This is a genomic window from Dyella silvatica, from assembly GCF_026283955.1.
Taxonomy (GTDB): domain Bacteria; phylum Pseudomonadota; class Gammaproteobacteria; order Xanthomonadales; family Rhodanobacteraceae; genus Dyella_C; species Dyella_C silvatica.
Genome location: NZ_JAPDPE010000051.1, coordinates 1 through 23447, shown reverse-complemented (window position 1 = coordinate 23447; position 23447 = coordinate 1). Strand labels below are relative to the sequence as shown.

The window sequence follows — 23447 nt, the reverse complement described above, 5'->3', positions numbered from 1 at the left end:
GACTGAAGGTGGTATGCCTCATGCTTGCAACAGCACACCGAGTGAGTTGCCGTGGGCGGCTTGGAATGCATTGATCTGCCGGTGATAATGCCCGTTTACATCAGGCGTCCCCGCTATGACTGAGAAGACCGTACTTAATGCCACCCACCGCGCACTCGGCGCGCGCATGGTTGATTTTGGCGGCTGGGATATGCCGATCAACTATGGCTCGCAGATTGAAGAGCACCATGCCGTGCGGCGCGACGCCGGCATGTTCGATGTCTCGCATATGACGGTGGTTGACCTGCACGGGGCGCGTACCCGGGAGTTTCTTCGGCACCTGTTGGCCAACAACGTCGACAAGCTCAAGGCTCAGGGCAAGGCGCTGTATTCGTGCATGCTCAACGAGCGCGGTGGGGTGATTGATGACCTGATCGTGTACTTCTTTGACGAGGGGCATTTCCGTCTGGTGGTGAATGCTGGCACCCGGGCGAAGGATCTGGCATGGATCGAATTGCAGGCCAAGGCTTTCGCGGTGGAGGTCAAGGAGCGCCCCGAGTTTGCCATGATCGCCGTGCAGGGGCCGAATGCGCGTGCCAAGGTGCTTGGTCTGGTGCACGACGTCGATCGCACCCGGATCGAAAAGCTGGGCAAGTTTGCGGCCGCCGCGGCGCAAGGGCCGCATGGGATGCCGCTGTTTGTTGCGCGCACCGGTTATACCGGGGAAGACGGTTTCGAGATCATTCTGCCGGCTGAGCACGCGGTGGCCTTGTGGGAGGCGTTGCTTGCCGTGGGTGTAACTCCGGCTGGCCTGGGCGCTCGCGACACCTTGCGGCTGGAGGCTGGCATGAATCTTTACGGCCAGGACATGGACGAGTCGGTGTCGCCATGGGAGGCCAATCTTGGCTGGACCATCGCCCTGGACGAGGGCCGTAACTTTATCGGCCGCACGGCACTGGAGAAGCAGAAGGCCGAGGGTGTGAAGCGAGTCATGGTTGGCCTGGTCCTGGACGAAAAGGGCGTGCTTCGACACGAGCAGAAGGTGCTCACCGCCAATGGCGAGGGCGAGATCCTGTCTGGCAGCTTCGCTCCTACCTTGAACAAGGCCGTGGCCTTTGCGCGCAGTCCGGCCGGTGAGCCGGGCGATGTGCGTGTAGATATCCGCGGCCGCGAGGTCCCCGTGCGGATAGTGAAATATCCCTTCGTGCGTGACGGCAAGCCGCAAGAAGGTATCTAGTCGGTTCTATCCCTTGCGGCTGCCATCCTGCGATGCAGATGGCAGCGCAAGCCTAGTCAAGTACAATTTGCCGCCACCATCGGCACCCCTCGAACGCCTACCCCTAGGAGCCCTAGCATGAGCGAGATCCCCGGCGATCTGAAATTCAATAAATCCCACGAATGGGCCCGTGTCGAAGACGACGGCAACGTTCGTGTCGGTATCTCTGATCACGCGCAGAGTGCTCTGGGTGATCTGGTCTATGTGGAGCTGCCGGAAGTCGGCGCCAGCATCCAGGCCGGCCATGGCGTTGCCGTGGTGGAGTCGGTCAAGGCCGCTTCCGACATCTATTCACCGGTCTCCGGCGAGGTCCTGGCGGTCAACGAACTGCTCAACGACACCCCCGAGACGATCAACGAGGATGCCTACGAAAGTGGCTGGATCTTCCTGGTCAAGCCGAGCAACAAGGCCGAGCTGGACGATCTTCTCGACGCCGACGCTTATGCCGAAGTGATCGAAAACGAAGATCACTAAGCACCCTGATCACGCTGTGAGTACTTGTCGACGGCCGCCTTTGCGGCCGTCGACGTTTCTGCCGGTCCTGGCCGCTCAAGCTTCGCCAGCTGGTGCGATTGCCGTCATGGAATGTGTTTCGCGGGCATCCGGAGCGTCCGGTGATGTGTGGCGGATGACCTGATCCAGGGCATCGCTCTGAAGGGATGGCGCCTTCAGGCCAGTGCATGCAACGGCACAACACCTGAGCGTAAAAGAGAGGCCTTGCCGGTGCGCCGAGTCAGCCTTTGGCGAAGTCGTTTCGGTCGCGTGTGATGTTGTCGTGATGCCGTCGAGGTAGAAGATCGCGACCATTTTTGCGTTCGATGAGGCGTGCTCAGAGGGGCGATCACCTTGCTCCGTCGTGCCGTCAAAAAACTCGTTGAGGTGATCGTCGAGCGTTTTTTGCGTGCCCTTGGGTGCTCCGGCGGAAGATTTCAGTTGAGTTCTGTTCATCCGCCAGAAGCCCTGAAATGCTTCAGTTTTTCCGCTTTTTTTGAAGCCTGTTTTTGGTGCGCTCAGGCATCTTTCCTTAGATTGATTTTATTCATAAAAAGGCTTTTTTTAAGCACTTTTATGGACTTTTATGAATGTCTCATGAAAAAAATTTTAGTGGTATAGCCGTCCATATTTTTGCTGGCTTATGGATCGATTGGCTGATGGTCTGCCCGCGCCGCCATGATCAAAGTTGGTGAAACTTACTGATTTCATGGCTAAAATCAATTGACAGTAGAATTCTTCAGGAATAGCTTTCGCTTCAGATCACGGGGAACGGGTGTTATGGCGTCATCTAAATTCATCAAACCTTACGTCGAGCACGGTGAAAAAGCCGGCGCGGTACGCAAGGTCACAGTTTCAATTCCGCTGCATGTACTGCGGCTTCTTTCTGACGAGCGCACCCGCCGTCAAGTGAACAATCTTCGGCACGCCACCAACAGCGATTTGCTGGTGGAGGCGTTCCTGCACGCTTTTACTGGGCAACCACTGCCAACTGATGAGGAGCTGAGACGAACTATGGCCACTGCCAAGAAAGCCACTGCCAAGAAACCGGCCGCCAAAAAGGCCGCCAAGAAAACTGTTGCGAAGAAGGCTGCTGCGAAGCGGTCGGTCGCCAAGAAACCAGTCGCCAAGAAGCCGGCGGCTAAGAAGGCTGTCAAAAAGGCAGCTGTAAAGAAGGTTGCTGCTAAGAAGAAACCTGCTGCCGCCAAGAAAGCTGCGGTCAAGAAGGTTGCCGTCAAGAAAGTAGCTGCGAAGAAAGCTGTCAAAAAGGTGGCTAAGAAAGCCGCTGCTGCCAAAGTAGTGAAAGCTACCAAGGCTTCGAAGAAGTAAGCTCGACTTACTGCTTACAATTAATAGATGTACCGATTTCTCTCCCTGCGGTGCCCAGCGCAGGGAGGGCACTTCGAAAGCGATTCGTCCCGGCTTGCCGGGACGCTTCGTTTCTGGGGAGGGATAATTCAGGCGATATAAGCCTGGAGCACCCCCAGTCTTCATGCGCCAGGCGGTCTACTCTAGGCCGGTGGCGGTTTTTGTGAAGTCCCGTGCATTTGCCGTGATGCCGCTTTGCGGGTACCTTTCGCACATCCGCGCCGCGGGAGCCTGGGGAGGTTCTCCGCTCCTGGATTTACAGGGGGAAAAAGCGCGGGTATCTGGTGCCACTCAGCGAGAGACCATGGATACCCGAAACATCCGTCATGCGCGTCGTTACGCGCGGGGGGCCGTACGGCCCGTTGCCATTGCCATTGTTGCGGTCATAGCTTCGCTTGCCGCCGCTGCATGGTTTCTGATCATCAAGCCTCATCAAGACTTGGTCATGACCGACTCCGGTGGACACCCGTCCACGCCGGTAGCGGCTGATCGGGTGGCGGCCCCGGCACCGGCTAATGTCGCGGCGATGAGCCTTAACCAGCTGCTCGCCGAAGCTCGCAAGGCAATGAATGAACAGCGTCTGCTGGCTCCGGCCGGAAACAATGCGTTCGAGTTCTATCTGAAGGCACTGGAGAAGCAGCCAGGCAATCAGGTCGCTACCGATGCCTTGCGTGAGACCTTCCCTTTTGGCGCCAACTCGGCCGAACAGGCGGTCAACAACCGCGACTTTCCCGAGGCGCAGCGGCAGATCGACTTGCTCGCCAAGGCCGATCCGGCGAACTACACGCTGACGATTCTCCGTTCCAAGCTGGATGCTCAGCGCAAATTGCTGGACCGCGAACAGCAGCTGGCCTCGGACAAGGAAAAACAGCAGCAGCTGGCGGCGCAGAAGGCGGTTACGGACAAGGCTGCTGCTGAAAAGCAGGCGGCTGAGCAGAAGACCTTGCTGGCGGAACAGCAGCAAAAGGCCCAGCAGGCACGTGCGGCCCAACAGCAGCAAGCCGAGGCGCGCCAGGCGACCAGTGCTGCAGCCGCCTCCGACGATACCGCCGGTAACGGTTCGCAGACCCGTGCCGCCGTGCTGGTGAAAAACTCTCCGCCGCGTTACCCGACCTCGGCCATGCGCTCTAGCCAGGAGGGGTGGGTGGAGGTCAACTTCATCATTGGTGCCGATGGCAGCGTGGGTGAGGTGAAGGTGATCGATGCGCAGCCGCGCCATGTATTCGACCGCGCGGCGATCGATGCAGTCAGCCGCTGGAAGTATCAGCCCGCCCTGCAGAATGGCACGCCGATCTCGTCGGAGCGGCATCAGCGCATTGAGTTCAAGTTGAACTAAGCCTTCCAGCGGAAGCCGCCCCGGAGTGTGTCCGGGGCGGGGCATCATAGGGATGGCCAGCTTAGGGGCTAAGGCTGGCCCGGAGCGCTCTGGCCCAGGTACATGCACGCAGGGAGGTCGCGTGCGGCGACGCTTTAGCGGTTACGCTTGCCTTTGCTCTTGGCCTTGGTTTTGCCCTTGGCTTTTTTTGTCTTCGGGGCAGCGGCCTTGGCTACCGGCTCGCTTTCAAGTTCGGCCCAGTCGACATGGGGCAGGCCGAGCAGGCTGTCGAAAACCATGGGCATCAGGCCGGACGGCATCGGGCCCGCTGAATTCCACATGGTCACTACGCCAGCGTGGTATCTAGGGAAGAAGCCGATCATGGTGCGATAACCCTCGACCGCGCCGGCATGAAAGATCAGTGTCTCGCCGTTGTATTCAAAGACCCGCCAGCCGAGCGCGTAATGCGCATCGCTAAGGCGCTCGCGCCGCCAGGGCGTGGAGCGGAGTTCGACCGGCGTCGTGACCTCTGAAGTGTGCATGGTGTCCAGCAGAGCCTGCGGCAAGACGTCAGGACGGCCACCCATCTGGGCAATGAGCCATTGCTCCATGTCGTGCAGGCTGGCGTTGACGCCGGCGGCAGGAGCTACGCGGTAATAGCTTTCATTCGGCTCAAAAGGCGTCCAGTTGCCTGCACCGGCGGCGCGGTGCGGGCGTGCCCAGCTCTTGCTCGACTCCAGCGCGTCGCGGCCATAACTGGCGGTCTTCATTCCCAACGGAAAGAAGATGCGCTTGTCCACCTGCCGGTAGAAGAAGTCGCCGGTCTGAGCATAGATCACATCGCCGATAAGGCTGAAGGCAATGTTTTGATAGCCGTAGCACTGGCCTACGCCGCAGGTCATGTTGACCTCGTCGAGCTTCCGGACCAGTTCTTCGTACGAGATATTGCCCTCGAGCATGTTGTCGTAGGTATTTCGCGGCAAGCCAAGGCGTTGCCCCAGAATGTCCCGGACGGTTGCCTGGTTGGCGGCTTGGGCATCTTTCAATTTGAAAAATGGCAGCACGTCGATCAGTTTGGTATCCCAGTCAAACTTACCGTCGCTGACCAGCACGCCGGTAAGGGCGGTAGCGAAAGCTTTGGAAAGCGAGGCAAGGCGAAATACCGTATCGGGGGTTATCGGCTCGCGCGTGGCGGCGTTGGCATAGCCTAGGGTGTGTTCGTAGACGACTTTGTCGTCAATCACGATGGCGGTGGCGAGACCGGCCACGGCATTGCGTTGTTCAAGTCGGTCGAGCCATAGCGTATAGGCCTCGAGCGTGGCCTTGACCCGATCTGCCGGGAGCTGCTGGCTTGCGCTAACGGCATGTTGTGCGGCGGGTTCTGCGGTGTCGGGCGCATGAGCGAGCGAAGCGGTACTGGATAGACCCAGTGCGCCAGCGATCAGCAGGAAAAGGGTGCGAAACGGCATGGGGCCTTAAGATTATGCGTTTGGCGTGATGGTACGCCATGGAATGTAGTGCTTGGATAGACTCGAACACGTCGGAATGGTTCGTGCCGATTGTCTTGCACTTCGCGTCCCGCTACAACGGAAAGGCGGTTCAAGGGAGACCGGTCGCCGTAGCCATCTGCTTGCAGCCTGCCGGTAGCCGCTTGACTGGCTGTGGGATCGGCCTGTCAAAGACAGCTGGGCGGATGGTCAGGCCTCACGGATGCAATCTTTCGAGGGGGTCAGGCAAGCTCGCGGCCTGGCGCATCCGGCTTACCAAGATGGCCGCCCCTCCCGGCGCCGAGCAGCACGGCTGCAAGCCTTCTGAAGATCATGTTGCCGCCGCCGAATCTAAGCATCCCCGAGCCCATGCTAGTCTTGCGGCGCCCCACGGTGGGTATACGCGGATACGACTGGTGAGTACCCATCGACGTGCGGTAACGGACCAAAACGTAACCCTGGTTCTGTCTGTGTTGGCTTTTTTCTTTTTGATGACGGCCTATTACATTATCCGGCCGGTCCGCGATCAGCTGGGTGGTGCGGTTGGGTCGCAGTCGCTACCGTTGTTTTATGCGGTGATATTCGGCGTCATGCTTTTGCTGACCCCTGTGTTTGGCATGCTGGTGGCGCGTTTTCCGCGCAAGCAATTGCTTGGCTGGAGCTACAGCTTCTTTATTTTGTGCCTGATTGCCTTTGTGCCGCTGTTTATGGCGCAAGACCGGATTGGTGCGCGCACGCTGGGCGTGGTGTTCTATGTCTGGGTCAGCGTGTTCAATCTGTTCGTGGTGTCGCTGTTTTGGAGCTTTATGGCCGACATCTTCGACAGCGTGAAGGCTAGAGAGGTTTTTCCGCTGATTGCGTTTGGAGGCATGGTTGGCGCGATCTTCGGTCCCACGGCGGCCAGATACTTGGTGCGGCTGATCGGCGTGGCGCCGCTGCTGGTGATATCGGCGGTGGCATTGCTTCTGGCGCTGGCGCTGCTGTTGCGGTTGTCCGGGGCGCGGGCGCGCCTTGCAGGCAGTGGCGAACCGATGGGTGGCTCGCTATGGGCGGGTGTCAAAGAGGTGTGGTCACGGCCGTTTCTACGTTATATGGCGATTTTGATATTGCTCGGTGATGGCATCGGCACATTGGCAAATGCGTTGCTTGCCGATTATGCCAAGGCACACTTCACCGATAGCGTTGGGCGTTTTGCGTTCTATAACGATTTGGATTTGGTGACCAACATCCTCGGCGCAGTGCTGCAATTGAGCCTCACGCGGTGGCTCTTGATACGACATGGCGCGGTGTGTGGGTTAGTGGTGCCGGCCCTGGTCAATATGGTTCTGCTGCTGGGGGCGGTCTGGCTTGGCGCTGGCGACATCGCTTTGTTGGGCTATTCGGTGCCGATACTGGCAGTCATCGTTACAGGATCGCGCGGATTTGCTTATGGCATGACAAAGCCGGCGGTTGATGCCTTGTATACGAGAGTGCCGCGCGAGGCGCGTTACAAGGGCAAAAATTTCATCGAAACCGCGATCTGGCGTTTTGGCGATGTCGTGGTGAGCAGTGGAGTCAGCTTGCTCGGTAAGCTCGGCGTACCAGTGGCTGGCATGGCATTGATTGGCGCTGGCGTTTCCGGTGTCGCGGCGTGGATTTCACAGCGCGCAGGAAAATCCCCCGACCTGCTGCCTGGGCAGGATGGCGATCCGGTTAAGGCTTGAAGGAATGGGCGACGCGATGGGGGCTGCCACGCCTGGGCCCCGCCTCTGTGCGGACCTAGCCGGGTCCTTGCTGAAGGTTTTCTTATCCCCGCTTCTTAACTGGCGATATAGCGTTGCAGGTGCTCGATTTCTTCAGCCTGAGCATCGATCACGGCCTTAACCAGGTCACCAATGGAGATCACCCCGATCACGGTGTTGTCGCGCACCACCGGCAAATGGCGGACCCGGCTATTCGTACATAACCGCATGCAGTCGAAGACATCGGTATCGGCGGTGACGGTAAGTGCCGGGCTGCTCATGATTTCAGAGACGGTGGTCTGAGCCGAGGAGCGGCCCTGCAAGATGACCTTGCGCGCGTAGTCACGTTCCGAAACGATGCCGACCAATTGTTCGCCCCGCATTACGAGCAGCGCGCCAACACGATGTTCGGCCATGTGCTTGATGGCTTCCAGCACCGGGGCCTCCGGTGCGATGGCATAGATCTGGCTTCCCTTGCTTTCCAGCAAATGCTTGACCTGGCGCATGCTTAGCCTCTCTTTCGGCCGCGAGCTGGCCGCGTAAGAGCCAGTTTAGCGCTGCTGGGTCGGTCCCGTGTAGCCTGGATGTGAAGTCATTCGACACCTGGAAACAAGCGCTTAATGCCGCGCTCGGGGAAGGTGTTGTTGGTCGACGAAATACAGTGGCCGTTGCTTGCTTTCGGCGTAGCTGCGGCCGAGATACTCGCCGATGACGCCAAGTGCCAGCAGCTGTACGCCACCTAAAAACAAGATAACCAACATGAGCGTGGGATAGCCGTGCACCGGATCGCCGTAGATCAGTGACTTGGCCAGTACCCACAGGCCGTAAAGAAAAGCGAGTCCAGCCGACAGCAGGCCTACCCAGGTAGCCAGGCGCAGTGGGGCGCTGGAAAATGAGGTAATGCCCTCGATCGCCAGCTGAGTCAGGCGCCAGTAATTCCATTTTGTGGTGCCTGCCTGGCGCGGCTCGCGCTGATAGTGCACGGCGATCTGCCGATAGCCGATCCAGGAGAACAGGCCTTTCATAAAGCGCTGGCGCTCACGCAGCTGGCCGAGCGCGTCGAGGGCGCGCCGCGAAAGTAGCCGGAAATCGCCTGTGTCGCGCGGTATCGCGGTATCTGACAACCGCTCCATGCTGCGATAGAAGGTGGCGGCGGTGAAGCGTTTGAAGCGGGTTTCGCCTTCGCGGATGGTGCGTGTGGCGTAAACGACGTCGTAGCCGGCCTGCCATTGATCGATCAGCGCAGGAATCACCTCGGGCGGGTCTTGCAGGTCGGCATCGATAACGACGGCTCCACCGGCGGTCACCTGGTCCAGGCCCGCGGTCAACGCCGCCTCCTTACCGAAATTACGCGAAAGCTTGACTGCGCCGGTGCGAGTGTCGCTGTCCCGCAACGACTCAATGATCGCCCAGGTGGCGTCGCTGCTGCCGTCATCGACATAAAGCACGTGACACTCGATCGACAAGCCGTCGAGAACCTGGGTCAGCCGTTGGTGAAACGTCTGGAGTACGGCGGCTTCGTTGTAGGCAGGGACGACGACGGTGAGCTGAGGCATGCGGGCGGTCGGGGCAAAAGGTCGCAAGATCCTAATGCATCGCGGGTACGAGCGTGGCGCGTGGCGCGCTCAACGTTGCCTTGGCGCGCTGGTTCGTTGTTTGCCTTCGAGATACGCCGGGCCGCCAAGTTGCTGCATCTGTTGTTGAATCCAGTTGGCGCGGCCTAGTACATAGGCGCTGGGCCGGTCTGCGCGGAAGCGGCGCGGGCTCGGCAAAACTGCGGCAAGCCTGGCGGCCTGAGCTTGGCTCAGGCGGGCTGGCACGGTGTTGAAGTAAACGTCACTGGCGGCGCCGACGCCATACACACCGTCGCCCAACTCGGCCAGATTCATGTACACCTCGAGAATGCGCTGTTTCGGCCAGGTCAATTCGATCAGTACCGTGAAATAGGCTTCCAGTCCTTTGCGTACAAAGCTTCGGCCATTCCACAGGAACAGATTTTTTGCGGTCTGCTGACTGATGGTGCTGGCCCCGCGCAGGCGCTTGCCATCATCGGCTGCGTCCAGCGCATCCTGAATCGCATCAACGTCGAAGCCATGATGGAACGGAAATTTTTGATCCTCGCTGGCGACCATCGCCAAAGGGACGTAAGGCGAGATCTGCGACCATGGCACCCAATGATGTTGCAGGCGAAAATTGGGTTCATTGTGCAGCCATGCGCTGGCCTGGCGTTCCATGATGACCGCCGAGGTCCATGGCGGCACGAAACGCAACACCAGTACGATCAGCCAGCTAAGCGCCAGCCAAGAGAGCGCCAGCAGCGCAAGCGATCGCAGCAGGCGGGTGAATAATGATCGTCGTAGGGGCATGGCTGCAGGTGGCTGATGATCGCGGCAGTATATAGAGCCCGTCCCCGGTGGGCTTAAGGTTGCGCGAAGGGCTTAGCGTCCCCATCTCCAGCGCCTGGTTCAAGTGAGGTCTAAACGTGGAAACCGTGTTTGTCGAAGACGTGCTGCATCGATTTTTACTTGAACGGGCCGGCGTGCGCGGTGTTCTGGTGCGGCTCGGGGTGGCGTGGCGTGATATCGCGGGTCGTGCGGATTACCCCGCACCGCTGAGGGCGATGCTTGGTCAGAGCTTGGCGGCCAGCGCTTTGTTAACCGGCAACATCAAGCTCGATGGCTCGCTGTCGGTGGAACTCAAGAGTGCGGGTGCGTTGCGTCTGTTGTTCACCGAGTGCACCGACCAGGGCCGTCTGCGCGGGTTGGCGCGCTGGAATGATCCGTTGCCGGAGCCGCTTGACCTGGCTTCGTTGCCTGCGGCGGTCATGGCGATCACCATTGGCCAGATCGAACGCGGTCAGCGCTATCAGGGCCTGGTCGATTTGCAGCATCCCGATATCGCCAGTGCGCTGGAAAATTACTTCAGCCAATCCGAGCAATTGCCGGCAAAGATTTTGCTGGCTGCCGATGGCGAGCATGCCGTTGGGCTGATGCTGCAGAAGTTGCCCGACGAGGGTGGGCACGATGCGGTGGAGGATGAGGACGCCTGGACGCGCATCCAGCACCTGACCGCCACCCTGGGTACCGAGGAGTTGTTGGCCACGGCGCCCGAGCAACTGCTGTATCGGCTTTATCACGAAGAGTCGATAAGCCTGTTTGAGCCGCGCTCGTTGGCTTTCGGCTGCAGTTGCTCGCGAGAGCGGGTGGAGTCGATGTTGCGTTCGCTGGGACGGGACGAAGTGGAGGCGACGCTGCAAGCCCGTGACGGCGAAATCGAAGTGATCTGCGAGTTTTGTGCGCAGCGCTATACCTTTGATCGTATCGATGCCGAGCACTTGCTCAGCATCACGCACAAGGCAGAAACGCCAACCACGCCGCAGTGATGGGCACCCCTGATGGGGGGGGGCTTGTGGTTACCACGACGGGGCGCGTGGCCCTTTAAGCCAGGCATCCGCCGCCTTGGGTGTGGCGAACAGAAAGCCCTGACCATAACGGCAGCCCACTTGTAGCAGGGCTTGCCGTTGTGTTTCTTCTTCAATGCCTTCGGCGATCACCTGCATTTCCAGGGAGTCCGCCAGCACCTGGATGGCGCGCACGACGGCAATCCCCTGGCCGCTTTCGCGTTGCAACTCGGTAATGAACGAACGATCGATTTTCAGTGTGCCAATAGGGTATTGGTGCAGGTAGCTGAGCGAGGAGTAGCCGGTGCCGAAATCGTCAAGCGCAATGCCGACCCCGTGGTCGCGCAAATGGCCAAGTATCCGTTTGACCTGATTAGGATTCTCCAGCAAGGCGCGCTCTGTGACCTCGATGCGCAGGCACTGTGGCGACAGGTGGTGCGAGCTGAGCAGGTCGAGCAGGCGCTTGTCCAGGTCGGGTGAGCGAAAGTGGCGGCCGGATACATTGATGCTGACAAAACCCTCTGTGCCAGCCAGCGCGGCAGCCTGCGCGCAGACTTGCTCGAAGATCTGCCAGTCGATGTTTTCGGCACAGCCGTTTTCTTCGGCCACGATCAAGAATTCGCTCGGGGTCAACAAGCCGCGCTCAGGGTGTTTCCAGCGCAAGAGGGCTTCGTAACCCACCGTGCGGCCATCTTCCAGGGCCACGATCGGTTGATAAAACGGGACGAACTCATTGCGGCTCAGGGCGCGGCGCAAGTCGCCTTCCATTTCCAATAGCGATAGCGCTTCACGGCGCAAACGGTCGTCGAAGACGGCGGCGCGGTGCCTGCCTTCATCTTTGGCGCGATACATGGCGGCATCCGCGTCGCGCAGTAGTTCCTCCGGGCGCTGGTAGTGCAGGCCGGGCAGGGCGATGCCGATCGATGCCGAGGTGAAGATTTCCTTGGCGCCGAGCCGGAAAGGTGCTTGCAGTTCGTGAATGATGCGTTCGGCGATCAGCATGGCCATGCGCACATCGGTAACGCCTTCAGCGAGCACCGCGAATTCGTCGCCGCCGAGTCGGGCGACGACGTCACGGGTTTTCAGGCAGGCGCGAATGCGGCCACCGACCTGGAATAGCAGGTCGTCGCCCACCAGATGGCCGACGGAATCGTTGATGACCTTGAAGCGGTCAAGGTCAATAAACAGCACCGCGAACAGTTCCTGCGCGTTGCTGTGGAAGCGCTGCAAGGCTTGCTCCAGCCGCTGCAACAACAGGGTACGGTTGGGCAGGCCGGTGAGTGAGTCGTGCAGTGTTTCGTACTTGAGGCGGCGTTCGACCCGCTCGCGTTCGGCTATCTGCTCGCGTAAATCGCGGTTTGCTAGCGCCAAGGCGCGGGTGCGTTCAGTCACTCGGCGTTCGAGGTTGGCATACGCCTGTTTTAGCGATTCGGCCGTGTGCTTGCGCTGCAATGCGTTGGCGACGTGATAACCGACGAAGGTCAGCAGCTCTTGGTCGCGCTGGTCGTAGGTATGTTCGGGTGAGTAGCTTTGTACGGCGAGTACGCCCATGGCGCAATCGTTCCAGATCAAGGGCACGCCCAGCCAGCAGACTGAGCGGGCGCCGAATTGGCCGATCTCGCCGATCTGGCAGAGGCGTTCGATTTCCTGGGGGTCGGCCAGCAGTGGTTTTGCGTGCCGCAGTACATATTCGCTGGCGCCGCGGCCATGGGTGCGCGGAGGGCGTGAGGATTCCTGCTCATCCACTGAGTAGGGGAAGGTAAGTTGCTTGCGTTCGTCGTCAAGCAGGGCAATAAAGAAATTGCGCGCATACAAAAGCCCGCCAATAACCCGGTGAACGGCGGCATAGAAGTTATCCAGGCTTTCCGTGGCATTGGCCAGTTCGGCAATGCGAAACAGCGCTGCCTGCAGACGTTCGCCACGCTGGCGTTGCAGTACTTGCTGGCGCAGCACTCGGTTGGCTTCGCGTAACGCCGCGGTACGGTTGGTGACCCGGCGCTCGAGTTCCGCATGGGCTTCACGTCGTTCCAGGGCGGTTTGAACATGCTGCGCCACATAGCTAAGCAGTTCGCGATCGTGCTGGGTGTAGTGGGTATCCGCGCGATAGCTTTGAATGGCAATACCGCCGACGACGCGGCCTTCGCGCAGCAGGGGCACTCCCAGCCAGTGCTCACAGCTGGGCCCGACCGGTGAAAGACGGTTACCCAGCTGCTGCTTCAGCTCGTCGACCGAGCCCATGATCGCCTGGCCGCCTCGAACCAAGTGCCAGGTCAGGCTATGCCGCATCTCCTGCAAGGGGAAGCTTTGTTCGGGCGACGGCGGGTCCTTGTCCATGGTGTCGACGTAATAGGGGAAACGTACGCTGTCGCCAGCGACGTCATACAGCGCAATGTAGAAGTTTTCCGCATACATGAGGCTGCCGAGAATGGTATGCAGCGACGGCATCATCTCGGTCATGTTGTGTTCGCCACCGGCTTGTTCGGCGATGGCATACAGCGCCCGCTGTAATCGTTCGGCCAGCGCCAGGCGTGAAATAGCCTCGTAGAGCCGTGAGGTCTCCGCCAGTTGGCGTAGCCGGGTGGACGCCAGTCGGCCTAGCCAAAGCAGTCGCTCGTGCAGAAGGTGCGGCAGCGGATCCTCGGACAGCACCAAGACCAGCATGCGCAGCCCCTGGGGGTCTTCCGCCAGATCCAGGTGGTTCGGGTCATCGGGCCGGGGTACTTCATCGCTCGATCCGCGCCAGTACAGTGCCCCAGCGATGCCGGAGCTTGTCAGCAAGGTTTCACAGATTTCGAGCACACTGACTGCATCGGTGGCCCGGAACAGGCGCTCCACCGCAGCATGCAACACCGGGGTGTTGTTGTCCGAGGGAGCTGCGGGTAAATGAGCGATGTTGTTTGGCATGGAACTCATCGGGCGCTGACCAGTCCATGCGTAGTCGATGAAATGACCTTATATAGCGTCAAATCGGCTTTGTCGTTGACCTTCCGCACGTAAAACGGACGTCGTGATCGAGAGGCTAATGTGCGCCAGAACACATTCCAGGGCACCCCAAAAAGCTTGTGCACATCCATTGTTAGTAAAAAGTAAAATGTGCTAGTATTTTGGCCAGTCTCGACTCTGAGGGGAGCGAGACTAGAGCTATTACTTGCCGGAATCCATCACTGACGCCCATGCGCCGCCTATTGCTTTCATTGCCGATACTGCTGATGCCGCTTATTGCGGTAGGGCAGTCATCGACCAGCGATTCGCGCATCGTCACCAAGCGGTTGCTAAAACCCCAGGTAGATCAAGTAGTTCAGGTCGATCCGGGTGCGCTGCCGCTATGGCGCGGGGCTGACGGCCGCATGCTGACGCTCAAGACCGACAGCGACACCATGACGGCAATCCAGCGCAGCGATGCGCCGATGGCGTTTCATGCACCGGACGCCGCCAAAACCAAGTCTACCGACGTGCAATACGGGTTGAGCCAAGGTCTTCAGGCACATGCCGGTTTCAGCGAGCACACCTGGATTAACAATCGCGTACCGCGGGTCATCGGCAGTGAAGTCGGTGCCACCTACAACGGCGGCGGCTACAGCATCGGGCTTAGCCTGGGGGCCAATAGCACGCCCAACAGCGCCACCTTGCCTCGCCTGCTGTTGCCTGGCCTGGCGCCGAGCGTCAATGGTCTGTCCAGTTTCGATAGCAGTACCCAGCTCAATGCCCGCGGCCGTCTGGCACTGGATAGCAAGAGCGGTATCGACCTGGGCGCTAGCGTTGGTCGGATACGTTTATTGTCCGGCAATGTGCTCGGTCTCAGTACGCTGGATCAAAAGGCCTTGAGCTTTGGGGTGGATCGCGGTCCGCTGAGCGGCACGATTGTGGGTCGCACCATGCAACCTGACGCGGGTAGCCCCGGAAACAGCTATAGCCCGGATAAACGCTGGAGAAGCATCGACCTGGGCGTCACCTGGCGCCTGCCTTGGCAGGGCGAGTTGAGTATCGGTGCCCAGAACGTGTGGTCATCCGGATCTGGGGTGAACACCCCTACAGGGCCGGAGCCGGATCAGTCTCGCACTCCCTACGTGCAATATCACCAAGACCTCTGACGGGTAGGTAGCGCGCCCGGTGCGCGTTTGCAGTTCAGCCATCCATCGCTCAGCACCGGCAGGGTGCGCTTATCCAGGCGTGGCCCGATCAATCGCCTTTGCGTATGCGCAAGTCGCCGCTGAAGGTTTCGACGTTGATCTTGCCGTTGCCACTGCCGGCGGTCGTTTCGAGCTCACTGCCGGGGCCGTGTTCGAGCTTTTTCGGTGTGCCGAAGTCGCTACGCAGATCGCCGCTGAAGCTGTTGGCGTGAATAGCGGCAGAAAGGCTGTCGGGCACCTGCAGTTGTACGTCGCCGCTCATGCTGTCGATATTGATGTTGCCGTTAGGGGCAAGCCCGCCGGTGAGCTGGGCATCGCCAGAGACGGTGCTCAATTTCAATTGCTTCCACGGGCCGCCATTCACCCGGATGCGTCCCGATACGGTTTGCAGATCGGCATTGCTGCCAACGGTAGGGGCAAGGATGTCTCCGCTCACGGTTTGCAGTGAGACACTTTCGGCGCGGCCGGCGAGCTCCAGGTTGCCGCTGACGCTGTTGACGTTGAGCGATGGCGTACGTGCGTTGATACGCACCTTGCCGCTGACTGAGTTGACCTTGATCTCGCCACCGTCGATACCGTCGATGGCGATCGGCGAGCTGACCACTTCGACATCGAGCGAGGCGCCCTTGGGGACACGAAGATCCAGGGTGCTCGATGCCATCGCGGTATCGCTGTTCCAGTTGAACCAGCCGGACTTGCTGCCCTGGGGCTCGATCCTGATATCCATGTTGCTGTTGCTGCCGTTGATGGCCAGCTGTTTTGCACCGTCGCCGAGACGACCACTCACCTGCACCTGGTTACGATCCCAGGCGGTGATGGTTACGGTGCCTTTGATATTGGTGATGTTCACGCGCACGTTGGGAGTGGCGTCGTGGCTGAGGCTGATCGGGGTGTCGGCCAGGGCCGACCCGATCGACAGGCAGAGCAGCAGGGGGCTAAGCAGCAGTGAGTGATGGCGGGTGATTTTCATGGTGATGTTCCTTGGGGCTTAGCCGGCCTGATGTTCCCTATGGCGTAACTGAGATTGTTGTTGTTCAGTCCGGGCAAGTAAACGTTGGAGGGCCACCGAGCCGGGTGCTTGTTGCATGGCTTGCTGCAATTCCATTTTTGCGGCATCAAGTTGGATCGCGGCGCCTGCCAGTCGGGGATCGGTAGGCTTCCAGCGCGCGTTATCTGGAGTGGTGGCAGTTAACGATGTGGCCGGTGAGGGCTGTGTCTGGTTTAGCTGCCGCACCATGCCGCCAGCGAGCAAGACCAGGCCGGCAATGCTGGCAGCGAGCAACCACCGGCGTCGATGCGACGATGCGCTGGGTGCTGAGGTATCTTGCACGGCGTCAGCGGCATCCAGTTTGGCATCGATCTCTGACCACAAATCCCGTGCCGGGGAGACTGGCTCGCGTAGGGCGCGCATCTGGCGACGCCATTCAAATTCGTTCATGAGCTTTCTCCCAATGTCTTTCGCAACAGGTTGCGCGCACGATGCAGCGCGGCCTTTGATGATCCCACCGCCATGCCGAGCTCTTTACCGATCTCGTCGTGGTGCCAGCCTTCAATGTCATGCAGCACGAGTACAGCACGGGCGCGTGGCGGCAACTGTCCGATTGCTTGCTCCAACTCTTCCCGCTCGGCGGCGCAGAACGGTGTTTCGCCATGCTCGGGCAGGTTGTCTTCGTCCATCATGTGGACCGGGTCGGCGCCGCGAGCACGGATGTCCATCAGTGCCACGTTGACCGCCAGCCGGTACAGCCAGGTGCTAAAGGCGCTTTCGTGTCGAAAGCCTGCAAGCTTCTGCCACGCACGCACAAAGGCGTCTTGGGTCAGGTCTTCGGCGCGTGCATGGTCATAGCCGGACAAACGGTAGACCGCGCCGTAAATGCGATCCACATGCAGTCGATACAGTCGCTGAAATGCCAGGCGATCACCGGCAGCTGCCGCTTGCACGTCACCGGTATCACTGATTTCTGCGGCGGGCGCAGGCGGCATTGCAGGTCCGGTGGCGGGGCTGATGGCGATCATCTTGCCAGCTTGGATGCAGGAGTGGCGGCAAGGGTTTAGAGCGTGCCTGCCATTATCGCCATGCGGAGCGGGCCGCGATGCGGCCCGGCTCCTGGTTTCCTCGACTCAGGATCGTGCGGCAACCTGCGGTGTTGCCGTCATCGCATCGGCGAGGGCGGCGGCGACGCGTTGCTGCTCGGTATGCAGCGACTTGGGCAGGCGTTTGCCAAAACTGTGCAGGTACTCGCCAATAGCTGCCAACTCGGTCTGCCAGCCGCTGTGATCGACATCGAGCAGTTCGTCGAGTTTTGCGGCGTCGAGGTTTAACCCGGCGGTACGTAGTTCGCTCTGCGCAGGTACGATGCCGATGGCTGTTTCCGTGCCGCTGACTGCGCCCTTGATGCGCGCAATCATCCATTCCAGCACGCGTAAGTTGTCGCCAAAGCCGGGCCACAGGAATTTGCCGTCATGGCCTTTGCGGAACCAGTTCACGTGGAAGATCTTCGGCAGTTTGGCGCCGGCTTTATCGAACGACTGCCAGTGCGCGAAGTAGTCGCCGTAGTGATAGCCGCAGAAGGGCTTCATGGCCATCGAGTCACGGCGCAGCACGCCGACTTCACCGGTGGCGGCAGCGGTGGTTTCCGAGCCCATGGCTGCGCCAAGCAGTACGCCGTGAGTCCAGTCGCGTGCTTCCAACACCAGCGGCACCAGCGAGGGACGGCGGCCGCCAAAGACGATGGCACTGATAGGCACGCCTTGGGCGTCTTCGGCTTTCGGCGACCAGGTTGGGCATTGCTTGGCGCTGACGGTAAAGCGTGAATTGGGATGCGCCGCCGGGCCGTTGGCCGGGTCATAGGGGCGTCCGCGCCAATCTGTCACCGGCGTGCCGGCCAGGCCTTCCCACCAGGGTTGATTGTCGGCAGTGATCGCAACATTGGTGAAAATGGTGTCGCGCGCCACGCTGGCAAGCGCGTTGGCATTGGTCGAGGCACTGGTGCCGGGAGCCACGCCAAAGAAGCCCGCCTCAGGGTTGATGGCGTAAAGGCGGCCATCGTCGCCCGGGCGCATCCAGCAAATGTCATCGCCGATGGTCCATACCTTCCAGCCGTCATGACGGTAGCCTTCCGGCGGAATCAGCATGGCCAGGTTGGTCTTGCCGCATGCCGATGGGAATGCAGCGGCCACGTAATGGGTTTCGCCTTGTGGATTTTCGATGCCGACAATCAGCATGTGCTCGGCCAGCCAGCCTTCGCTCCTGGCCTGCCAGCTGGCGATGCGTAGTGCGTGGCATTTTTTGCCGAGCAGGGCATTGCCACCGTAGCCCGATCCGAACGACTTGATCGATAGCTCTTCCGGAAAATGCATGATGAACCGGCGCTCGGGGTCCAGTTCGCCGGTCGAATGCAGACCTTTGACGAAACTGCCTTCACGTTCGATTCGCGCCTGGGCCGCGGCGCCCATGCGGGTCATCGTGCGCATATTGGCGACGACATACGGGCTGTCGGTGATTTCCACGCCGCAGCGTGCCAGCGGCGAGTCGATCGGGCCCATGCAGTAGGGGATCACGTACATCGTGCGGCCCTGCATGCAGCCGTCGAACAGCGCGTCGATCTTGCTGTGCGCTTCGCTGGGGGCCATCCAGTGGTTGTTCGGGCCGGCATCCTCTTCGGTCTCGGTGCAGACGAAGGTGAGGTGCTCGACACGAGCAACATCGGAAGGATTTGAGCGGTGCAGGTAGCAGCCGGGGTGGGTCTGCTGATTGAGCTCTATCAGATCGCCGGTCTGCAGCATGTGCTGCACCAGGGTCTGATATTCGGCATCTGAGCCGTCGCACCAATGGATGTGCGCCGGGCGGGTCAGCTTGGCAACCTCGTTAACCCAGCGCTCAAGCGCCTCCAGCTTGCTCGCCATGTGTTCCTCTCTGGTCTTGTGGCAAAAAAGAACAGAAACGGTAGTTTACGAGCACTGGCATTGCAAGGTTGGGTGCAGCAGGCCGCCTCGGGACAAGGCTTTCAGGCGAGCTGCGAAGCGGGTATCAGAGTGGCAATCATGTGCTCTACGTAAGCGTCGAATTCATCGTGGCTGATGCGGGGTAGGCCAAGCGTGAAATTCAATTGCAGGAAGCCGACATAGGCGGCATAGGTCAATCGAGCACGATTCAGCGCCTCCGGACCCTCCAGGCCAGCCTGGCAATAAGCGGTATTGAGAAACTCCATGCGCCGCTGCGAGACGCGGGCCATGACCGGCACCACCTGCGGATGATCCAGGGCTTTGAGTAACGCGGCATAGACCCGGTGTGGCTGCAGCTCATGTGCGACCCGGCGAAATAACTCAGGCAGACGTTCGCGAGGGTCGGGAATCGCCTCGATCTGGCTGATCACTTCACGCTCGCCGTACTGTTCCCAGCGCTCCAGCGAAGCCTGTATCAGGGCCTCGCGAGTGCGGAAGTGCCAGTAAAAGCTGCCTTTAGTGACGCCGAGCTGGCGCGCGAGGGCCTCCACCGCGACCGCGCCCACACCTTGTTCGGCGATCAGGCGGAGGGCGGCGTCTTCCCAGTCTTCCGCGGATAGGCGGGTACGTTCCGGTTTGCTGCTTGCATTCATCCGCGCATGGTAGCCCCAGTCCCGTGCTTTGCAATCCGGATCAATTCAACTCATTGAATTGATTGAGTATGGATAAAGCGTCTGGATCTGAGGAGTACTGTATTGACGATCATCCTGACGAGATCCATACTCAGCCGTATGTTTACTGTAGCTTCCCCAGACAGCGTGATCTCCCGCGTGACCACGGCCGATGGCTTGGATCTCTGCGTCGAGGTCCGCCATTCCGCTGGTCATCCGACCTTATTGTTTGCCCACGGCTTCGGTCAGACCCGGGGTGCCTGGAAGGGTGCTGCCTTGGCTTTAGCGACGCAGGGCTGCCGCTGCGTGACCTTCGACGCCCGCGGGCATGGCGAAAGCGCGCGGGTGCCAGGCGGCGACTATCACATGGAGCAATTCGTCGGCGATCTGCTGACCCTGGCGCGGGCGCAGCCCGAGCCGCCGATTCTGGTCGGTGCCTCGATGGGTGGTCTGCTGGGCTTGGTTATGGCGGGTGAGCTCGATCCGCCGCCATTTCGCGCGCTGGTGCTGGTTGACATCACCCCGCGCTGGGAAACTGCCGGCGTCGAGCGCATTCTCGCCTTTATGAAGGCACATCCCGACGGTTTTGCCGACTATGCCGAGGCGGCCGAGCAGATCGCTGCCTACCTGCCGCAGCGCCGTGAGCGCAAAAGCGAAGACCAGCTGCGGCCGTTACTGCGCGAAGGCGCAGATGGTCGGCTGCGCTGGCATTGGGATCCGGCCATGCTCGATGGCGTGGTGCGCGAAAGCGAGCGTTATCAGCCGCGCTTGATGGCCGCCGCGGCCAAGGTCAAGGCGCCGCTGCTGTTGTTATCGGGTGGCCGCAGTGACGTGGTGTCGCGGGATACGGTCAATGAGTTTTTACAACTGGTGCCGCATGCGCAACATGTCGAGCTGTCGCAAGCCACGCATATGCTGGCAGGCGATGCTAACGACGAATTCACCAACGAAATCGTGAAGTTCGTCGAAGGCCTGGATAGCCTGCCTGAGCGTTCTTCCAAACTAGGTTAGAACAAGCCGGCGTGGATGCGTGCGCCGGTGCCGTATAACTCGTAAAGAGGTGTTGAGATGTCCGTGATACTGACCCTACTGGCGGCGCTGATTGCTTCGGGTGCCTGTGCTTATCATCGCAGTAGCCTGCGTACCTGGGCGATGGTTGCCGCAGCGACGACCTTGATTGTCGGCCTGATCGCACAGGCGCCGTGGACCATGGTGTTGCTGCTGATTATCGAAGCCGCGATTGCCTTGCCATTGCTGCAGGCCAACTTCCGCCGCAAGAAAATCAGCGCGCCCTTGCTCAAGCTGTTCGCCAAGGTCACGCCTAAATTGTCCGAAACCGAGCAGACCGCGCTCGAAGCCGGTACGGTGGGCTTTGAGGGGGAACTGTTCTCCGGCAAGCCGGATTGGCATGAGCTGCTCAAGCAGCCCAAGCCTGAGCTGAGCGTGGAAGAGCAAGCCTTTATCGACGGCCCGGTAGAGCAGTTGTGCGGCATGATCGATGACTGGCAGATCACCCACGAACTGGCGGACCTGCCGCCTGAAGTCTGGGCCTTCATCAAGCAACATAAATTCTTCGGCATGATCATTCCGAAGTCGTACGGCGGCCTCGGTTTCTCCGCGCTGGCGCATTCGGCGGTGCTACAAAAGTTGTCGACAATGTCGGCGACGGTGGCTTCGACGGTGGCTGTGCCCAACTCGCTCGGGCCGGCGGAACTGCTGCTGCATTACGGCAGCGATGAGCAGAAGAATCACTATCTGCCGCGCCTGGCGGTAGGTGAAGAAATCCCCTGTTTTGCCTTGACGGGTCCGTATGCCGGCTCCGATGCGACCTCGATCAGCGACTTCGGCATAGTCTGCAAGCAGAACGTCGATGGCGTCGAAACGCTGGGCCTGCGGCTGACCTTCGATAAGCGCTACATCACCCTGGCCCCGATCGCCACCGTAGTCGGTTTGGCCTTCCGTATGTACGACCCGGACAAATTGCTGGGCGATAAGGAAGACCTCGGCATCACGCTGGCGTTGTTGCCGCGTTCCACCCCGGGTCTGCAGATCGGGCGCCGTCACTTGCCGTTGAATGTGCCGTTCCAGAATGGCCCAGTGCACGGCAAGGACATCTTCGTGCCGCTAAGCACCTTGATCGGTGGCCCGCACATGGCTGGTCATGGCTGGCGCATGCTGGTCGAATGCCTCTCGGTGGGTCGCGCGATTTCGTTGCCGTCCAGCGCCACCGGCGGCGTGCGCGCTGCCGTCGCTTCCACTGGTGCCTACGCGCGCATGCGCAAACAGTTCGGTTTGGCGATCGCCCGCTTTGAAGGTGTGGAAGAGGCCCTGGCCCGCATCGGCGGCCTCACCTATGCCACCGCTGCGCTATCGCGCGCCACCGCGGCCGCGGTGGATCGTGGCGAGAAGCCGGCCGTGCCGTCGGCCATTGCCAAATACCACGCCACCGAATGGGGCCGTACTATCGCCGGTGACGCGATGGATGTGCATGGCGGCAAGGCGGTGCAGCTCGGTCCCAAGAACTACGCCGGCCGTGCCTGGCAAGGCGTGCCGATTGCGATTACGGTGGAGGGCGCGAACATCATGACGCGCAGCCTGATGATCTTCGGTCAGGGTGCGATTCGCTGCCATCCATATGTGCTCAAGGAAATGCAGGCGCTGTCGATCGCCGATTACAGCGAGCGGCTGAAAACCTTCGACCGCGCCCTGTTCGGCCATATCGGCTTCGGTATTTCCAACGCGATTCGCAGCTTTACGCTGGGGCTGACCGCCTCGCGTATCGGCGAAAGCGCCGGCGATGCGTATACCCGCCGCTACTACCGCAAACTCAATCGTTATTCTGCGGCGCTGGCGCTGTGCTCTGACGTATTCATGGGCGTGCTCGGCGGCAAGTTGAAATTCAAAGAGAAGCTCTCTGCGCGTCTTGGCGATGTGCTGAGCTACCTGTACATCGCCAGCGCCATGCTTAAGCGCTACGAAGATACCGGTCGTCCGGAGGCGGATCGTCCGTTGCTGGCCTGGGCCTTCCATGAGTGCATGTGGCGCACCCAGATGGCGCTGGATGGGGCGATCCGTAATTTCCCGGTGCGTCCGATATCCTGGCTGCTGCGCGCCCTGGTATTCCCGTGGGGTCGTCGCGAAGTGCCGCCGTCCGATCGTCTGGGTCGTCGCGTCGCGGCAATCATTACCGCACCCGGCGAGGCGCGCGATCGCTTGATGGAGTGGGTCTATCTCACCCCGACCGCAAACAACACGATTGGCCGCATGAATGCCTTGTTGCCGGATGTGATCGCCGCCGAGCCGGTGGAGCGCAAGTTCGCCAAGGCGCAGAAGGCCGGTCAGTTCAAGTCGCACGATTATTTCGGCCAGCTTGCCGAGGCGCAGCAAGCCGGTGTGATCAATGCGGCGGAATTCGACCTGCTTAAGCGCGTGCGCGAAGGGGTGTTCGAGTTCATCTCGGTCGATGATTTCGATCCGGCCGAGCTGCGCGCGGCTCATGTGCGTGCCGAGGCGCCACGTAAAGTGCGTGCGGCTTGAGCTAAATCGTCTGAGCGGCGAAGCCCTGATCTTGCTATGCGGCTTGCATAGCCTGGGTTTCGCCGCATTTCACCTCGGCTTCTGCAGGCTGTTCCGTTGGCCTGAGGTGGCGCATTAGAGCAATCT

At 60.3% G+C, this 23447-nt stretch carries 20 protein-coding genes; 9 read left to right on the top strand and 11 right to left on the bottom strand.

Going from position 1 to position 23447, the window contains the following annotated elements; genetic code table 11:
* The first annotated feature begins 115 nt into the window (after window positions 1-115).
* A complete protein-coding gene (gcvT, locus tag OUZ52_RS11655; RefSeq protein ID WP_266158565.1) occupies window positions 116-1216 on the top strand; it encodes a glycine cleavage system aminomethyltransferase GcvT in 1101 nt (366 codons plus the stop codon).
* A 117-nt stretch (window positions 1217-1333) separates the two neighbouring features.
* Window positions 1334-1729, top strand: coding sequence for a glycine cleavage system protein GcvH (gcvH, locus tag OUZ52_RS11650; RefSeq protein ID WP_266158564.1), 396 nt, complete (start codon window positions 1334-1336; stop codon window positions 1727-1729).
* Between the two features lie 75 nt (window positions 1730-1804).
* On the opposite strand, the gene OUZ52_RS11645 is transcribed toward gcvH, so the two are convergent.
* A complete protein-coding gene (locus OUZ52_RS11645; RefSeq protein ID WP_266158563.1) occupies window positions 1805-2203 on the bottom strand; it encodes a hypothetical protein in 399 nt (132 codons plus the stop codon).
* 324 nt (window positions 2204-2527) lie between these two features.
* Here OUZ52_RS11645 and metJ point away from each other — a divergent pair, with 324 nt between their 5' ends.
* Both metJ and OUZ52_RS11635 read left to right on the top strand, forming a co-directional pair.
* Window positions 2528-3076, top strand: coding sequence for a met regulon transcriptional regulator MetJ (metJ, locus tag OUZ52_RS23025; protein ID WP_425493838.1), 549 nt, complete (start codon window positions 2528-2530; stop codon window positions 3074-3076).
* Between the two features lie 343 nt (window positions 3077-3419).
* The gene (locus OUZ52_RS11635) at window positions 3420-4451 is read left to right on the top strand and encodes an energy transducer TonB (RefSeq protein ID WP_266158562.1); all 1032 of its coding nucleotides are present in this window, start codon (window positions 3420-3422) and stop codon (window positions 4449-4451) included.
* Window positions 4452-4585: 134 nt separating this feature from the next.
* On the opposite strand, the gene OUZ52_RS11630 is transcribed toward OUZ52_RS11635, so the two are convergent.
* Window positions 4586-5899 carry a serine hydrolase domain-containing protein gene (locus OUZ52_RS11630; RefSeq protein ID WP_266158561.1) on the bottom strand — a complete coding sequence of 438 codons (1314 nt, stop codon included), beginning with the start codon at window positions 5897-5899 and terminating at the stop codon, window positions 4586-4588.
* Between the two features lie 38 nt (window positions 5900-5937).
* On the opposite strand from OUZ52_RS11630, the gene OUZ52_RS11625 reads away from it, so the two are divergent.
* The gene (locus OUZ52_RS11625) at window positions 5938-7620 is read left to right on the top strand and encodes an NTP/NDP exchange transporter (protein ID WP_323135341.1); all 1683 of its coding nucleotides are present in this window, start codon (window positions 5938-5940) and stop codon (window positions 7618-7620) included.
* Window positions 7621-7715: 95 nt separating this feature from the next.
* Here OUZ52_RS11625 and OUZ52_RS11620 read toward each other — a convergent pair whose 3' ends face one another.
* From OUZ52_RS11620 to mtgA, 3 genes are all read right to left on the bottom strand, one after another.
* The gene (locus tag OUZ52_RS11620; protein ID WP_266158560.1) at window positions 7716-8144 is read right to left on the bottom strand and encodes a CBS domain-containing protein; all 429 of its coding nucleotides are present in this window, start codon (window positions 8142-8144) and stop codon (window positions 7716-7718) included.
* A 111-nt stretch (window positions 8145-8255) separates the two neighbouring features.
* Window positions 8256-9194: a glycosyltransferase family 2 protein gene (locus OUZ52_RS11615; RefSeq protein WP_266158559.1), complete on the bottom strand. Its 939-nt coding sequence runs from the start codon at window positions 9192-9194 to the stop codon at window positions 8256-8258.
* A 69-nt stretch (window positions 9195-9263) separates the two neighbouring features.
* A complete protein-coding gene (mtgA, locus tag OUZ52_RS11610) occupies window positions 9264-10004 on the bottom strand; it encodes a monofunctional biosynthetic peptidoglycan transglycosylase (RefSeq protein WP_266158558.1) in 741 nt (246 codons plus the stop codon).
* A gap of 116 nt (window positions 10005-10120) precedes the next feature.
* Here mtgA and hslO point away from each other — a divergent pair, with 116 nt between their 5' ends.
* Window positions 10121-11020 carry an Hsp33 family molecular chaperone HslO gene (gene hslO / locus OUZ52_RS11605; RefSeq protein ID WP_266158556.1) on the top strand — a complete coding sequence of 300 codons (900 nt, stop codon included), beginning with the start codon at window positions 10121-10123 and terminating at the stop codon, window positions 11018-11020.
* Window positions 11021-11050: 30 nt separating this feature from the next.
* Here hslO and OUZ52_RS11600 read toward each other — a convergent pair whose 3' ends face one another.
* Window positions 11051-13951: a bifunctional diguanylate cyclase/phosphodiesterase gene (locus OUZ52_RS11600; protein WP_425493837.1), complete on the bottom strand. Its 2901-nt coding sequence runs from the start codon at window positions 13949-13951 to the stop codon at window positions 11051-11053.
* Between the two features lie 260 nt (window positions 13952-14211).
* Between OUZ52_RS11600 and OUZ52_RS11595 the strand changes: the two genes are divergently transcribed.
* Window positions 14212-15129, top strand: a complete 918-nt coding sequence (locus OUZ52_RS11595) for a hypothetical protein (RefSeq protein WP_266158554.1) — start codon at window positions 14212-14214, stop codon at window positions 15127-15129.
* A gap of 88 nt (window positions 15130-15217) precedes the next feature.
* On the opposite strand, the gene OUZ52_RS11590 is transcribed toward OUZ52_RS11595, so the two are convergent.
* From OUZ52_RS11590 to OUZ52_RS11570, 5 genes are all read right to left on the bottom strand, one after another.
* Entirely contained in the window at window positions 15218-16138 is a 921-nt protein-coding gene (locus OUZ52_RS11590; RefSeq protein WP_266158553.1) for a DUF4097 family beta strand repeat-containing protein, read from the bottom strand.
* An 18-nt stretch (window positions 16139-16156) separates the two neighbouring features.
* Complete coding sequence (locus OUZ52_RS11585; protein WP_266158552.1) at window positions 16157-16606, bottom strand: hypothetical protein; 450 nt, start codon at window positions 16604-16606, stop codon at window positions 16157-16159.
* Entirely contained in the window at window positions 16603-17151 is a 549-nt protein-coding gene (locus OUZ52_RS11580; protein ID WP_266158574.1) for an RNA polymerase sigma factor, read from the bottom strand. The genes OUZ52_RS11585 and OUZ52_RS11580 overlap by 4 nt, the downstream gene beginning before the upstream one ends.
* Before the next feature lie 138 nt (window positions 17152-17289).
* Window positions 17290-19074, bottom strand: a complete 1785-nt coding sequence (locus OUZ52_RS11575) for a phosphoenolpyruvate carboxykinase (GTP) (protein WP_266158549.1) — start codon at window positions 19072-19074, stop codon at window positions 17290-17292.
* Window positions 19075-19175: 101 nt separating this feature from the next.
* Entirely contained in the window at window positions 19176-19766 is a 591-nt protein-coding gene (locus OUZ52_RS11570; protein ID WP_266158548.1) for a TetR/AcrR family transcriptional regulator, read from the bottom strand.
* A 138-nt stretch (window positions 19767-19904) separates the two neighbouring features.
* Here OUZ52_RS11570 and OUZ52_RS11565 point away from each other — a divergent pair, with 138 nt between their 5' ends.
* Window positions 19905-20795 (top strand): alpha/beta fold hydrolase, encoded by an 891-nt coding sequence (locus OUZ52_RS11565; protein WP_266158547.1) that lies wholly within the window; start codon window positions 19905-19907, stop codon window positions 20793-20795.
* Window positions 20796-20852: 57 nt separating this feature from the next.
* On the top strand, window positions 20853-23321 hold the full coding sequence (locus tag OUZ52_RS11560) for an acyl-CoA dehydrogenase (protein WP_266158546.1): 2469 nt from the start codon (window positions 20853-20855) through the stop codon (window positions 23319-23321).
* The last annotated feature ends 126 nt before the right edge of the window (window positions 23322-23447 follow it).